Annotated in this window: 17 protein-coding genes; 13 read left to right on the top strand and 4 right to left on the bottom strand. The window is 43.8% G+C overall.

Features of this window, described 5'->3' with window-relative positions; all coding sequences use genetic code 11:
- Positions 1–8 precede the first annotated feature (8 nt).
- The 4 genes from AM329_RS00280 to AM329_RS00265 form a co-directional block, all read right to left on the bottom strand.
- Positions 9–1,388 carry a replicative DNA helicase gene (locus AM329_RS00280; protein WP_032610619.1) on the bottom strand — a complete coding sequence of 460 codons (1,380 nt, stop codon included), beginning with the start codon at positions 1,386–1,388 and terminating at the stop codon, positions 9–11.
- Positions 1,385–2,266 (bottom strand): ATP-binding protein, encoded by an 882-nt coding sequence (locus AM329_RS00275; protein ID WP_032610621.1) that lies wholly within the window; start codon positions 2,264–2,266, stop codon positions 1,385–1,387. The genes AM329_RS00280 and AM329_RS00275 overlap by 4 nt, the downstream gene beginning before the upstream one ends.
- Before the next feature lie 15 nt (positions 2,267–2,281).
- The gene (locus AM329_RS00270) at positions 2,282–3,091 is read right to left on the bottom strand and encodes a helix-turn-helix domain-containing protein (RefSeq protein WP_087920840.1); all 810 of its coding nucleotides are present in this window, start codon (positions 3,089–3,091) and stop codon (positions 2,282–2,284) included.
- 78 nt (positions 3,092–3,169) lie between these two features.
- Positions 3,170–3,412 (bottom strand): YdaS family helix-turn-helix protein, encoded by a 243-nt coding sequence (locus AM329_RS00265; protein ID WP_023296238.1) that lies wholly within the window; start codon positions 3,410–3,412, stop codon positions 3,170–3,172.
- 126 nt (positions 3,413–3,538) lie between these two features.
- Here AM329_RS00265 and AM329_RS00260 point away from each other — a divergent pair, with 126 nt between their 5' ends.
- From AM329_RS00260 to AM329_RS00195, 13 genes are all read left to right on the top strand, one after another.
- Positions 3,539–4,231: a helix-turn-helix transcriptional regulator gene (locus AM329_RS00260; protein WP_023296237.1), complete on the top strand. Its 693-nt coding sequence runs from the start codon at positions 3,539–3,541 to the stop codon at positions 4,229–4,231.
- A gap of 171 nt (positions 4,232–4,402) precedes the next feature.
- Positions 4,403–4,696 carry a hypothetical protein gene (locus tag AM329_RS00255; protein ID WP_032610623.1) on the top strand — a complete coding sequence of 98 codons (294 nt, stop codon included), beginning with the start codon at positions 4,403–4,405 and terminating at the stop codon, positions 4,694–4,696.
- Between the two features lie 81 nt (positions 4,697–4,777).
- Positions 4,778–5,167 carry a S24 family peptidase gene (locus AM329_RS00250; protein WP_032610624.1) on the top strand — a complete coding sequence of 130 codons (390 nt, stop codon included), beginning with the start codon at positions 4,778–4,780 and terminating at the stop codon, positions 5,165–5,167.
- 106 nt (positions 5,168–5,273) lie between these two features.
- Complete coding sequence (locus AM329_RS00245; protein WP_032610625.1) at positions 5,274–5,495, top strand: hypothetical protein; 222 nt, start codon at positions 5,274–5,276, stop codon at positions 5,493–5,495.
- Positions 5,488–5,895, top strand: a complete 408-nt coding sequence (locus AM329_RS00240; protein WP_023296234.1) for a hypothetical protein — start codon at positions 5,488–5,490, stop codon at positions 5,893–5,895. The genes AM329_RS00245 and AM329_RS00240 overlap by 8 nt, the downstream gene beginning before the upstream one ends.
- 189 nt (positions 5,896–6,084) lie before the next feature.
- The gene (locus AM329_RS00230) at positions 6,085–6,498 is read left to right on the top strand and encodes a hypothetical protein (RefSeq protein WP_032610626.1); all 414 of its coding nucleotides are present in this window, start codon (positions 6,085–6,087) and stop codon (positions 6,496–6,498) included.
- Between the two features lie 103 nt (positions 6,499–6,601).
- Positions 6,602–6,886, top strand: coding sequence for a hypothetical protein (locus tag AM329_RS00225; protein ID WP_032610627.1), 285 nt, complete (start codon positions 6,602–6,604; stop codon positions 6,884–6,886).
- Positions 6,876–7,085, top strand: a complete 210-nt coding sequence (locus tag AM329_RS00220) for a hypothetical protein (RefSeq protein WP_000050710.1) — start codon at positions 6,876–6,878, stop codon at positions 7,083–7,085. Before AM329_RS00225 ends, AM329_RS00220 begins: the two co-directional genes overlap by 11 nt.
- Positions 7,040–8,212 (top strand): Arm DNA-binding domain-containing protein, encoded by a 1,173-nt coding sequence (locus AM329_RS00215; RefSeq protein ID WP_032610629.1) that lies wholly within the window; start codon positions 7,040–7,042, stop codon positions 8,210–8,212. Before AM329_RS00220 ends, AM329_RS00215 begins: the two co-directional genes overlap by 46 nt.
- Before the next feature lie 323 nt (positions 8,213–8,535).
- The gene (locus AM329_RS00210; RefSeq protein ID WP_032609931.1) at positions 8,536–9,765 is read left to right on the top strand and encodes an integrase domain-containing protein; all 1,230 of its coding nucleotides are present in this window, start codon (positions 8,536–8,538) and stop codon (positions 9,763–9,765) included.
- A 282-nt stretch (positions 9,766–10,047) separates the two neighbouring features.
- A complete protein-coding gene (locus AM329_RS00205; RefSeq protein ID WP_032609933.1) occupies positions 10,048–11,604 on the top strand; it encodes a recombinase family protein in 1,557 nt (518 codons plus the stop codon).
- Positions 11,594–12,490 carry a ParB/RepB/Spo0J family partition protein gene (locus tag AM329_RS00200; protein WP_032609935.1) on the top strand — a complete coding sequence of 299 codons (897 nt, stop codon included), beginning with the start codon at positions 11,594–11,596 and terminating at the stop codon, positions 12,488–12,490. Before AM329_RS00205 ends, AM329_RS00200 begins: the two co-directional genes overlap by 11 nt.
- Complete coding sequence (locus tag AM329_RS00195) at positions 12,487–13,377, top strand: plasmid partitioning protein RepB C-terminal domain-containing protein (protein ID WP_032609936.1); 891 nt, start codon at positions 12,487–12,489, stop codon at positions 13,375–13,377. Before AM329_RS00200 ends, AM329_RS00195 begins: the two co-directional genes overlap by 4 nt.
- Positions 13,378–13,403: the final 26 nt, after the last annotated feature.

The following is a 13,403-nucleotide window of genomic DNA, read 5'->3' as shown; positions in this document are numbered from 1 at the left end:
TGATGTTTTTAATAGTCTGCATTGCTGGAATGCCTTTCTTTTGAGTAACGTCTGGTATGGGCTTTCTGCTGCGGCGCGGAACGTTGTTTTGCTAACTCCTGGTCAATTGGCAGGAAGTGCCCGTTATAGAATCGACGATAGATCGTGCCCAGCTCACCGTTGCGCTGTTTAGTCACGTTAATTTCCGCAATCCCCTTCGCTGGCGACTTAGGGTTATAAACTTCATCTCGGTAAAGCATCATGATCAGATCAGCATCCGCTTCAATCTCACCCGAATTTTTGAGGTCTGAGTTCATCGGACGCTTGTTGGGACGCGACTCAACGCCACGGGAAAGCTGGCTCAGGGCAAGCACCGGCGTTTTATTAGATTTAGCCAGGCGCTTAAGTCCTTTTGAGACCTCACCGACAGCAAGGTCATATCGCGCAGTGCTTTCAATTTTGATGAGTGCCAGGTAGTCCACTACCACCAAAGCTATCTCTGGATGCGCCATTTGCAGGCGGGTAGATATCTGCTGGATCTGATCCACTGTCAGATCTGTAGAATCAACCATCCAGATACTGCGCCCTGTAAGTCGACCGACACCATCAGTCAGCCTCGCCCAGTCTTCATCATCAAAATCAGCAGCTCTTTTCAGGCGTGAAACCGACATACCACCCGCAGCAGATACCATTCGCTCACCGATCTGGATATTTGGCATTTCCATGCTGAAGAACAGCACACCGCGGCCCTGCTCAGAAACTTTGTCGATGATATCCAGCGCCAATTCAGTTTTACCCATCGACGGCCTCGCAGCGATAAACACCAGGTCTGTTGGTTCAATGCCTCCAGTCTTTGCATCAAGCTCTTCAATGCCCGTCATGAGGCTTCTGGCTTCTTCGAGGCCGCGGTTGCGTGCATCTACCCGATCCACTACAGCAGGAAGAATGTCGTCGATATGAACTGGCTGAACGGTCTTTTCTTCGAGAGAAATTGCGGCAATGCTGTTCTGTGCAGCCCTGAATGCCGATAAAGCCGCATCACCATTGTGAGCACTCCGGAGATCAGCCAGCGCCCTTTCAATCACAGCTTCGGCATCACGAACAGCTGCATTACGCTCAAGCGTGGCAACGTATGACACAAGCGCCGACTTGGCCCATGCGATACGGCTCGAATCCATAATGATTGCGCTGTGCTTTGGCATGTTTTCGCAGAGCAGTACAGGGTCAATAACGCCAGCTCCACGCGCCTGACGGCAGATCCCAGTATATATTTCCCGATACTGCGGTACCGAGAAAGCAGTGGCCGGCACCCTGGATAGAATATCCAGTACCTCAGGGTCGGCTCCACGCAGAAAAATTGCGCCGATCACCGCACCTTCCAGATCTTCATTTTTCCAGACAGGAGTCATGCTACAACTCCTGACGCGATGGCACGGAAACTTCCCCAGCCAAATGCCAGACGGTTGCGGCCACCATCTGTAACCCGGTCCACGATTCGCTCACCAATCGTCTCTTTCAACTGGTCGAATGTGAGATTGCTGATCAGGATTGTTGGCAAAATGCTTTCGTACCGGGCATTGATGATTTCCTGCAGGATGGTCATTTCTGTCGGGCTTCCGAACTGAACGCCCACTTCGTCGATAATCAGCAGATCCAATGAAGCGAAGCGCTCAATGACATCTTCCTCGGTCATTTCAGCATTGTGGCGCCATGTGCTTTTCACGGATCGGGTGAGACGCATGACATCGGTGATTTCCACATTCGCAAGGTGATCGCGGATGATGCTCTTTGCCATAGACACTGCCAGGTGGTTTTTGCCGGTGCCGCAGTTGCCGGTCATAACAAGCCCAGTTCCGGCATTCAGTCGCTCAGGCCAGCTGCTGGCGTAACGCCGACAGGAAGAGAGATTTTTAGCGGCATCCTGGTTGATGGCCTGGTAGTTATCGAATTCACATGTTTCAAAGCGTCGCGCGATCCCGGCATTGTCCAACAGGTCGGCTACTCGTAATGCATGCAGATTAGATTCAATGCCGGCAAGCTCCTCTTTCACACACTCCGGGCACTGGGAATGCTTAACATTTTCAACGCCACGATAGGCTTTCCCAGTGAGGGAAATGCGCTGATAACCACCATGTTTTTCACAAGCGGCAGCATGGACTTCGCCCGACTCCCAGCTTCCCCACTGCCACGGTTTTTTATGTTCCACAGCAAACGCCAGTTCTTCACGAAGCCCTTCGCGCTTTGCCACCAGAGCTTCCCTTTCTTCGCGTTGTTTAATACTCAGCATTGTGATTTCTCCTGCTTACCAGTTGCAGTCTGATTGGCCATAGTCTTGTTCACTAAACCCAGAAACCGGCAGCCCACCAGGTCTACCGCTTACCGCACCAGATGGCGCCTGCCATGGCTCTTCGAAATGCCGATCGGGTCCAAAGAACGTCGCCGCCTGTTTCACGTACTGCGTTCCGGCGCTACCTGTAGCACGGACATAACCTGCATAACGGTTTACACCAGCCAGCATTGCCTCAGTGTTAACACCGTCTTTGATTCGAGCTTTCCAGGCTTTCCAGGCGGCAGCTTTAGAATTACCGCCAGCACGTTTAGGGTATGCCTGCCATGCCTGCTCGAACTCGTTGGAATAGTTCTCTTTGGAAGAGCGATTTTCAGAATGGTTATCAGATGAACCGTTATATTTAGGTTCTATGACTGATTCATTGACTGGTTCAAAAGAGTGACTGATTCTGGGTGCAGCTCCTGCACTACCCCCTAGTGAATCTCCTGCACTACGGGGTGAATCTGCTGCACCAGGTAGTGAACGATTTGCACTACCCCCTAGTGAATCTCCTGCACTACTGAAATCAAGGCGATATACATTACTTGAGTTACCTTTTGGACCTGGGCGAAGTTCTTTTTTTACCAGGCCGCATTCACATAAAGCATCAATGTGAATCATCACAGATCGCTTACTGATTTCGCACTGATCAGCGATGTGTTGATAGCTCGGCCAGCACTCGCCATGGTCACTAGCGTTATCTGCAAGTTTCAGTAGCACGAGCTTACGCAGTGGATTTCCCACCTTGACCTTCATTGCTTTAACCATCAGTTCCATGCTCATGCGACACCCGCCAACTCATTTTCGTTACTGAATTCAGCCACCAGTAAAGGTTCGCTGACGCAATAATGCCGTGACATGTCACACCTCATTGCCCGGGTGCGGGAAAAGAGTCGGCAAATCAGGACGCAGTTCATGAGGCTTAACAACTCCATTAACTGCGTTTGAGACTGCCACTGCATGGACAGGAGAAACTTTCTTGATCCCCCTGACCCACTTCCAGACCGCTCCTTGCGTAACGCCAACCTTTTTAGCAAGCGAACTTTGCCCACCAGCAACGTACACGGCTTTCGCCATTGGGGATTCAAAAACCTCATCAGTCATAACAAAGCCCTTAGTATTAATATTAAAGATATAAAATAATACCAAAGGAATAATTAATCAAGTATTATCCGCTTGCCATGGTTAATCCTGTGGTATTAAATATGCACAGAAATCGGAGATACTTAGATGAACACACTTGCAGAAAGACTAAGGCTGGCGATGGCTCATGCCGGGGCTACACAAAGTCAATTAGCGCATAGGGTTGGGGTAAGCCAGGGGGCCATACAAAAACTAACCTCAGGAAAAGCTCAGTCCAGCGGAAAAATCGTGGATATAGCCAAAGCGTTGGATGTAGATCCAATATGGTTAAGCACTGGTGAAGGCACCATGGGGCCCGCAAAAACTCCAGAACAAAGGATGTTTGGTATAGATCCATGGGATAAGCAAACGCCGCTTGAGGATGATGAGGTAGAGGTGCCTTACTTGAAGGATATCGAGTTCGCATGTGGAGATGGCAGCGCTCTTAATGATGATTACAATGGCAAAAAACTTAGGTTTTCCAAAGCAACATTGCGAAAGGTGGGAGCTAATAGTGATGGTGATGGCGTTCTATGCTTTGCTGCACACGGGAATAGCATGGAGCCAGTGATCGCTGATGGCTCAACTGTTGCCATAAACTGCCATGACAAGCGTATCGTGGATGGTAAAATTTACGGCATCAACCAAGGTGGATGGAAAAGGTTAAAAATCCTCTACAGATCTGGGCCAGATAAGGTAACAATCAGAAGCTACAACTCTGATGAATACCCTGACGAAGAAGTAGACATGGATAGTCTTGAGGTTTTAGGAAGGCTGTTTTGGGTATCAACAATCTTCTGATCTGCTACCAAAAAAGCACCAAGCCGACCATAGTGTCGGCTTTTTTATTACTAAAATAATCTTCAATAACAAATACATAAGAAATCTATTATTCTTTTTGTATTAATACCATTGACCTCCAATTAATACTTAAGTATTCTCATTTCATCGGCAAACAACGGAGCCAATGAGATGAATACAACCTCCCAACCAAACCCAGCGAGCCAGGCATTTGATATCCACGCCAAGCTTAAAGCAGCAAATTCACACTGGATTTATTTACGAGCTGCACAGCCTCATCAGAATGATTTTGATTACGAATTTAACACAACTTTTATTGATGGTTTGGAATTCGCTATCTACGAACGTGTAGATAATTATTTTGTTCTGGTTGATTTCTTCAAGTCTTATGAAGAAGCATGTGATGATGCTAAAAAAATCATAGATGACCATCCTGATATTAAAAAAATGTTTTCTGTTAGCTAACCAACCAATTAATTAACCAACTCAATTAATCAAAATTAACACCTTTTAGGGTGGGGAAAAACTCACCCTGAGGAAATGAAAATGCATAATTTACTTAATCCAATAAATAAACCAGTCGCTTATCCTCGTGAATTATTTGTTGATGAGAAAGGTAAGTACACGCCTGGGGAAATTATGACTTGCCAGATGGGTGGGGATTCCATGCAACCAACCATCCAGCCATGCGAACTGATCGCTTTCGCTGACTGTGGCGGAAAGGTCTCAGAGCCGGGTATTTATGTTTTTACCCGTGATGTTTTCGGACGACCATGCGTATTCGTTAAGCGTGTTGAGCCAATGCCGGACGGTTCTCTGGTGATAATTTCTGACAACCACCATTACGAGACTTTTACGCTTGATGTCGACGAGCAGAGCGATATGCAGGTGCATGGCCGGGTTATTGCCTCAATGACAATGAGGCGCTTTGTATGACTTTCATCATTGATAAATCGGCATATAGAACAGCATGCCTTTATGCGGCCTGCGGTTACGAGGTAATCGCTCGTCTTTATCTTAAAAAAGCATATGGTCGTTAATTATGGGTGTTTTAAAAAGACAGGATATTCAGGAAGTGAATATCAAAGCGGAGAAGTTGTCAGGCTTGACGCAAACATTATTTGAATGTCACGACAAGTTAGACAGATTTCAACTTAAAACAATATGCGCTCTGGTTTATGACCTCGCCGCTGAGATTCATGGATGGACCGAAAAAGAAGAGGAAATAGTTATGGGTTTGGAGGAGGAAAAGCGCAATGGATAAATTAATCGAGACATATCGACGCCGAATTTTAAAAGCAGCGTTATTACGCCACCAGCGTAAAACAGGCAGTAACTGCCTTGTTATTAAGCTCAATAAAGGCGGCATTAACACGGTCGAGTTAACAGAGATTCTTCTCGATGGATTATTGAGAAAATTCGAAAGGCTTGCGATCAGCGAGTACGGGAATGTCGAAGGCGTAAAAGCTATCAAGGGAATTTACAGCAGCGCTGTTGATGTTAATGGCAGCGGTGAATTCCTTACGGATAGCGGGAAGGAGTTAATCGACGAGCTCATTTCTGAGCTGGTTGAGTTCGTCAAAAAACAAAAAGTGGAGGCTCCGAAAACGGAGGGTCATGAAATGGGGGGATCTGATGGCACTTACAGCGATACGAATTCCTGAGTGGGTTCACCTCAAAGCAGCACACGTTTTAAGCCAGTTCAGAGCAAGGCGCATTCACCCCTGCCGTATGCATGGCTCCGGTAATTTGAGCCTCAAGGTTAATCACCGCTGGAGGCTACTCTCCCGCGATGGCGGAAAGAACTGGGAAGTAATGAGTCACGAACGATACAGCAAAGTTAAGGACCGGAAATGAACGATAAACGCACCGTAAGCATGATTGACCTGGCATTACAGAAACACGATACGCCAGTTGGCCCACTGTTCGTAGCAGTACGTCACGGTCGTATCAAAAAATGCTTCACGCAAGATACGGCGATCCGCTATCTGGCTTTCTTCATGACTACCGAGGCTTTTGAGCGTTCAGGTTTTCCACAGCGTCACCCGCGGGTGCGTATTGATCGCGATGACAGGGAGGTATGGCGAGACGGGGAAACAAAGGCTGAGTATCTGGCCGCCCACCAGCGTTGTGTTCGCCGTCTGCGTCGCATCCTGGCGTGCAAGCGAGAAATGGAGAAATGGTGTGAGAAATGGGACGCGATGCATGACCGATTCGTTAAAGAGGTTGATGCACTGCAGGCCATAAAACCAGTAGGGGTGAAATGATGAAGCCCTTCATTTTCAGCATCATTGTTTCCATGCTGCTGGCGGCCACCGTTATCGGCGCGCTGATTGAATATAAATTTTTGGTGAGGTAGCGAGGCGCTCCATGAATAAGCCAGTTTCAGAAATTATTAAGCGTTGGACCCGTCTGGCAACGGAGGCCAAACAGCTGGGGCACACCACCATCCCTGTCGACCCGGAAAACATGCTGATGGTCGTGGGAGATCTGCCAGATAGTGAAGACTATCAGGCTGCAATCGATTTTTTGCGCAAGAGAGCGGCCAGCGAACTTGATGGCGGTTTTAGAGCGCACCACAACGCACTTATCTATGCGGCAAATGAACTGGAAAATGCCCAGGCATTTGGGCGGGAGGTCGGTCATGAGTCTTGATTGCGTACCACTTTCAACCTACTGCCGGGACGCCGGAGAAACAGTTGAAGCCGTTAACAAACGGATACAAAGGGGGTTATGGAAAGAGGGTGTCCATGTATTAAAAGTCGATGGCGTTAAAGAACGCTGGATAGACTTAACGGAGGTTTCAAAGTGGGCAAGAAAGAACAAGGATCATTATCTCTCCCAAGAGGAGTAACCATTCGCCAGCATAAAACTGGCGATACCCTGGTGATCACATTCACCTACAAGGGGGTTCTCTGCCGGGAGCCCCTTTCCAGAATGGAAGCAAACGCGCGCGGCGTGAAGTATGCCGAGCGCCTGCTAGGGGAGATACAGAACCAGATCGCCGGCGGCACATTCGATTATGCGAAATACTTCCCCACCTCCAAAAAACTGGAGCTGTTCGGGGTAGTGAAGAAAACCAAAAACATAAAGTCTTATCTGGACGAGTACCTGAAAATCTGCCAGAACCGCAACCTGTCCCCGTCGACTATCAACGGTTATGAAAAATGCCTGTCGGCGCTTTCAGCTCTGCATAAACTCCACGTGTCAGAACTGACGCCAGCGGTCCTTAAAAACTGGATAGCCAGCCGGAAAACAAAGCTGAAAACGACCAGGAATAACCTTTCGTTTCTGCGCAGCGCCATCGATGAAGCTGTTACGGATGGCCTGCTGACCATTAACCCGGTAACCCTTGTCAGCGCCAGCCGGTACCACGTGATCGACAGCAGCCCGAGCGCCGACGATTACGAGGTTGACCCGTTCACGCCAGCGGAAACCCTCGCCATTTACCAGAGCTGCAGGTACCCGGAATGGGAAAACCTGTTCCGCTTTGCTTTCAATACCGGTCTGCGGAGCTCCGAACTGTGCGCGCTGCGCTGGCTTGATCTCGACACCATCGCGAACACAGCCCACGTTCAGGCGGCCAGTGTCGTAGGGGTACTTAAAGGCACCAAGACAAAAGCCGGTACCCGTAAGGTGGAGCTGAACAGTGAGGCGCTGGCGGCCCTGCAGGCGCAGAAGCAATACACCTTTATGAAAAGTGAGTTCATATTCAGCGACCCGAAAACGGGAGAACCCTGGGCGAACGCCGACGCTATCCGTAAAAAAGCATGGGTGCCGACCCTGAAAAAAGCTGGCGTACGCTATCGTAACCCGTACCAGACGCGGCACACATTCGCCACCAAGCATATTAGCCAGGGCGTTAACCTCTTCTGGCTTGCCGGACAGATGGGCCACAAAGGGCCGGAAATGATATTCCGCAACTACGGTAAATACCTGGCTGAATATGACGGTAAAACCGCGATTTCAGCCGCGCTGTAGCGGGGGAAATATTTCAAAATGTTGGACAGAATCATGACGTTAGCCAGACCTCAATATGCACGTAAAATGCACTTGAGGTATATAACAGCAAGAGAATTCTTTATTTTCAATGAGTTAAACACATTTCGGACGCGAGTTCAACTCCCGCCAGCTCCACCACTTTTTAGTTGTTTGAAGTACAATGAAGTCTACTAAGCCCGCACAGCACAAGCTCTGCGGGCTTTTTTACGTCTATTGTCGTCCAGTGAGAATTGCTGAGAACTACGAGTTATGGCACCCTGAATAGGACCCACTAAGAAGGGTCCAAAAATCGAGGGTCCCAAATGGCAAAAATCGCTAAGAAGCTCACTGACACTGAAATCAAAAGCACCAAACCTGCCGAGAAAAAGGTTAACCTTTTTGACGGCGATGGTTTGCTCCTGCGAATCGCTCCCCTGGCGAAGGGAGGGAAGAAAAATTGGTATTTTAGATATGCAGTGCCTGTGACCAAAAAGCGAACTAAGGTGAGCTTAGGAACCTATCCTCATCTTACACTTGCTAAGGCACGAGCTTTACGTGATGAATACTTGTCGTTGCTTGAAAATGGTATAGACCCACAAGTTCATAACACCCAGAAAGCCAATGCCCTAAAAGATGCAACGGAACATACATTTCAAGCAGTAGCCAAGAAATGGCTTGATGAGAAAGTCAAAACGTCAGGCATCTCCCAGGATCATGCTAACGACATCTGGCGAAGCCTAGAAAGAAATATCTTTCCAACGTTGGGTGATACCCCCATTAAGGAGATTCGCCCTAAAATGCTTAAACAGCATTTAGACCCCATAGAAAAACGAGGTGTCCTTGAAACACTTCGCCGCATCATATCCCGCCTGAATGAAATTTTCCGCTATGCAGCAACAGAAGAACTTATAGAATTCAATCCGGCTGACAATCTTGCCCAGAGATTTAGTAAGCCGAAGAAACAGAACATGCCAGCCCTGCCCCCAACCGAACTCCCCCGCTTCCTTACAGTGTTAAACAACGCCTCAGTCCGTATGGAGACACGATTGCTGATTGAATGGCAGTTACTAACTTGGGTTCGTCCTGGTGAGGCTGTTCGCACCAGATGGGCCGATATAGATACTGACAACTCAATGTGGAACATCCCGGCGGAGTTCATGAAAATGAAGAAGCCTCATAAAGTTCCACTAAGTAAAGAAGCTTTGCGAGTCTTGGATTCAATGAAAGCCATCAGCGGGCGTAGAGAGTGGGTTTTCCCCAGTATCAAAGCTCCACTCAATCACATGCATGAACAAACAGCCAATGCGGCCATAATCCGTATGGGCTTCGGAGGTGAGCTTGTAGCTCACGGTATGCGATCCATTGCTAGAACGGCTGCTGAGGAGTCCGGCAAGTTTAGAACTGATGTCTTAGAAGCCGCCCTTGCCCACTCGAAGAAAGATGAAATAATTGCAGCCTACAATCGTGCAGAGTATCTCACTGAACGGGTGGTTCTCATGCAATGGTGGAGTGACTATGTTTCGTCTCAAAAATGCAAAGTTATTGCCGCATAACTCTCCCATGATGGGTTAACTATCTTGATTTAGTTAAAGAATTAATAATCACACCATTAACCTATGTGGACTAAGCATAGCCATTTACAAATGGGGACCTTGAGTCCACATAACGAAAGCTGTAGGTCATATCAGCTAAATAATTCACATCTCTTCTCGATTATCATACACCTATAAGATTTACCAAATTCGCTCTAATCGATGATAAAAGAGTTGAATTTGGTTAAAAATTGATCAATTTTATCCTCTACATTGTATTGAATCATCCATGAGGTTTAGTGCATGACTGGCGAAAATGATAAAAATCATAAGGTTAGAGTTGCGCAGTACTTGAGGATGTCAACTGACCATCAGCAGTATTCTTTACATAATCAGTCCGAATACATAAAAGATTATGCTGAAAAGAATAATATGGAGATCGCTTATACATATGATGACGCAGGTAAGAGCGGGGTGAGCATCGTAGGGAGGCATTCTTTGCAGCAGCTACTTAGTGATGTGGAACAGAAAAAAATAAATATACAAGCTGTATTATTTTATGATGTCAGTCGTTTTGGTCGTTTTCAAAATAGTGATGAAGCTGCTTATTACTCATTTCTTTTTGAGAAAAATGGTGTAGATCTTATATATTGCTCTGAACCTATACCTACTAAGGATTTTCCCTTAGAATCATCTGTCATATTGAATATAAAAAGATCAAGTGCAGCCTATCATAGCAGAAATCTATCCGAGAAGGTTTTTATAGGGCAAGTAAATTTAATAAAGCGTGGTTATCATCAGGGAGGTATGGCAGGTTATGGACTTAGAAGACTTTTAGTGGATGAAAATGACATAGCTAAGGAAATCTTAAGTTTTAGAAAAAGAAAGAGCATCCAAACAGATAGGGTTATATTAATCCCTGGCCCTAAAAGTGAAATACAAATTGTAAACAAAATCTATCATCTTTTTATAGATCATCATGTGCCAGAGTTTATCATTGCTGAAAAATTAAATGAGCAAAATATATCAGCAGAAAACGGTTCATACTGGACACGTGGGAAAATACACCAAATATTGACTAATGAAAAGTATATAGGCAATAATATATATAATAAAACCTCATCCAAACTTAAAAGTAAATCCATTAAAAACCCTAAACATGAATGGGTTAGATGCGATAAAGCATTTAAGCCTATTATTTCAAAGAAAAAATTTAATAAAGCACAGGAAATAATCCAGCTTAGGTCAATACATTTATCAAATGAAGATCTTTTAGAAAAGCTTAAGCAAAAATTAAAAACTAATGGGAAACTATCAGGATTTATTATTGATGAAGACGATACAGGTCCTTCATCATCTGTTTATAGAACCCGCTTTGGTGGCCTTTTAAGAGCATATACTTTAATTGGCTATAAGCCAGAGCATGATTATAGTTATCTAAAAATAAATGAAGCACTAAGAGCATTCTATTCTGATGTAATTGAAGATTTCAAAAATAGTATTGAGAAAAACAACTGTTGTGTAGACTCACATAAATATGCACCAATGTTATGTATTAATGAAGAGACAATAATTTCTGTAATTATAACAAAATGCAAACATATGAAATCTGGTAAGCTAAGATGGAAAGTGAGATTTGATAATTCATTGAAAGCAGACATAACTATCGTTATACGAATGGATTCACAAAATGAATCACCTCGTGATTTCTATATTATACCAAAAATTGATAACGAATTTAGTAAAATGGTAATGTCGGAAAAAAACAATCTCCGACTAGAACTATATAGATTTGATAACTTAGACAAGTTTCTACAAATTATTTATCGTATCGACTTGAGGGATGTATATGCAGCCTAAAACTAATGATGTTCCAATAATCCACATTGAAATTAAAAAAATAAAAATACTTAACCCACGAACCAGGAATAAAGGAGTGCATGATGAAATAAAAGAAAGTATAAAAAAAAGAGGCTTAAGCAAGCCGATTAGTGTAAGAGCGATTCATGAAAATGATTTCAATTATGCCTTGATTTGCGGTCAAGGAAGAATAGAGGCCCTCGTTGCATTAGGTGAAACAACGATTCCCGCAATTATAAGAGATGTTTCAGAGGAAGATGCTTATGTTATGAGTTTAGTTGAAAATATTGCCAGGAGGAGACCACGTTCTAATGAGTTACTTCAGATTATAAAAGATATGAAAATCAGAGGGCTATCCGATTCTGAAATCAGCGAGATTACTGGCTATTCTTCGAACTGGGTAAATAGTATAAACATGCTTCTTGATAAAGGAGAGCATAAACTACTTTCTGCTGTTGAAAGAGGTAATTTACCATTGTATCTCGCAGTTGAATTCGCAAGATGTGAAACCGAAGAAGCACAAAATCTTCTTACTGATGCATACGATAAAAAGATAATAAAAAGCAGGGATATTATAAAAATAAAACATATACTAAATCAGCGAGAAACTGGCAATAAAGGAACAAAATCAGGCGGTTTTTTTTATCATAAGCCTGCAAAAAAAATGTCTGCAGAAGAATTAATCTCTCTATATGAGAATAGCATCGCTGAACATAAAACTGTATGTAAACACTCTAAGTTTGTAAAAACTAATCTTTTAATAGTAAACGAAATTTTTAATATAATAATGATGAATAAAAGCTTTCAAAACCTACTTGAGCAAGAGAACCTCTCGGAACTACCATCGCAAATCATAAATCCATTAAATAAAGAGGTATCACAATGATTAAGCTACGATTTGGTGATAATTCCATTTATTTAGATACTAACAAGCTAACTCCTTCTAAGGAATTGCTTGAAAATGTGAAACGAAGCCATAAATATCATCAAATAGTTACGTCTATTGAAAGCTTAGGTATTATTGAGCCAGTAATAGTGTTTTATGATAAAGAAAATGATGTCACTAAGATACTTGATGGCCATTTAAGAGTTGAAGCTCTAAAAGACTTAGGCATAGAAAAAGCCCCTTGCATACTTTCAAGTATTAATGATGCTTTCACTCCCAACAAACAAGTGAATCATATTAATGTTGTTGAAGAACATAGAATGATAATCAAGTCACTTGCTAAAGTATCAATGGAAAAACTGAGTGCAGCTTTGGGTATATCAATTGAGTCTATAAAAGATAAAGCTAATGTTATGAATGGCATAGATCCAAGCGTAATATCAAAACTTTCCGACAAGCCAATCCCTAAAGCGACATTTGATGTTTTGAGGAAGATGAAACCAGTTCGCCAAATTGAAGCAGTCGGTACAATGATAAATTTTGATAATTATAGTAAAAAATTTGCAATGAGCATTTTAGATGCAACACCAGCATCACTGATAGTCAATAAAGGAAAAAACGTTTCATATAAACGAGACATCAGAAAAAATATATTTCGTCTTGAACAGGAGATGGCAACTACATCAGAAGAGACTAAAAAACTACAAAACGAGTATGGATCAAATATGTTGAAATTCGTTATAATTCAGTCATATATTAATAAATTACTTGGCAATCCTAAGGTGCTTCATTGGTTTTTAGAAAATGAGATTGATTATCTAAATGAATTAAAAAGAATTTCAAGCATAAATTCTTTGGATGAGAAAACCATTAAAAAGGAAATTTAATAGACACTACTTCTCATAAAAAATTT

This window comes from Enterobacter cloacae complex sp. AR_0002, from assembly GCF_001922365.1.
Lineage (GTDB): Bacteria > Pseudomonadota > Gammaproteobacteria > Enterobacterales > Enterobacteriaceae > Enterobacter > Enterobacter hormaechei_C.
The sequence above is the reverse complement of the archived record's forward strand: the minus strand, read 5'-3'. Positions and strand labels throughout refer to the sequence as shown.

Bases quoted from the DNA above. Each gene is read 5' to 3' on its own strand.
- AM329_RS00280 (WP_032610619.1), bottom strand. From the start codon at position 1,388: ATGACTCCTGTCTGGAAAAATGAAGATCTGGAAGGTGCGGTGATCGGC.
- AM329_RS00275 (WP_032610621.1), bottom strand. From the start codon at position 2,266: ATGCTGAGTATTAAACAACGCGAAGAAAGGGAAGCTCTGGTGGCAAAG.
- AM329_RS00270 (WP_087920840.1), bottom strand. From the start codon at position 3,091: ATGAGCATGGAACTGATGGTTAAAGCAATGAAGGTCAAGGTGGGAAAT.
- AM329_RS00265 (WP_023296238.1), bottom strand. From the start codon at position 3,412: ATGACTGATGAGGTTTTTGAATCCCCAATGGCGAAAGCCGTGTACGTT.
- AM329_RS00260 (WP_023296237.1), top strand. From the start codon at position 3,539: ATGAACACACTTGCAGAAAGACTAAGGCTGGCGATGGCTCATGCCGGG.
- AM329_RS00255 (WP_032610623.1), top strand. From the start codon at position 4,403: ATGAATACAACCTCCCAACCAAACCCAGCGAGCCAGGCATTTGATATC.
- AM329_RS00250 (WP_032610624.1), top strand. From the start codon at position 4,778: ATGCATAATTTACTTAATCCAATAAATAAACCAGTCGCTTATCCTCGT.
- AM329_RS00245 (WP_032610625.1), top strand. From the start codon at position 5,274: ATGGGTGTTTTAAAAAGACAGGATATTCAGGAAGTGAATATCAAAGCG.
- AM329_RS00240 (WP_023296234.1), top strand. From the start codon at position 5,488: ATGGATAAATTAATCGAGACATATCGACGCCGAATTTTAAAAGCAGCG.
- AM329_RS00230 (WP_032610626.1), top strand. From the start codon at position 6,085: ATGAACGATAAACGCACCGTAAGCATGATTGACCTGGCATTACAGAAA.
- AM329_RS00225 (WP_032610627.1), top strand. From the start codon at position 6,602: ATGAATAAGCCAGTTTCAGAAATTATTAAGCGTTGGACCCGTCTGGCA.
- AM329_RS00220 (WP_000050710.1), top strand. From the start codon at position 6,876: ATGAGTCTTGATTGCGTACCACTTTCAACCTACTGCCGGGACGCCGGA.
- AM329_RS00210 (WP_032609931.1), top strand. From the start codon at position 8,536: ATGGCAAAAATCGCTAAGAAGCTCACTGACACTGAAATCAAAAGCACC.
- AM329_RS00205 (WP_032609933.1), top strand. From the start codon at position 10,048: ATGACTGGCGAAAATGATAAAAATCATAAGGTTAGAGTTGCGCAGTAC.
- AM329_RS00200 (WP_032609935.1), top strand. From the start codon at position 11,594: ATGCAGCCTAAAACTAATGATGTTCCAATAATCCACATTGAAATTAAA.
- AM329_RS00195 (WP_032609936.1), top strand. From the start codon at position 12,487: ATGATTAAGCTACGATTTGGTGATAATTCCATTTATTTAGATACTAAC.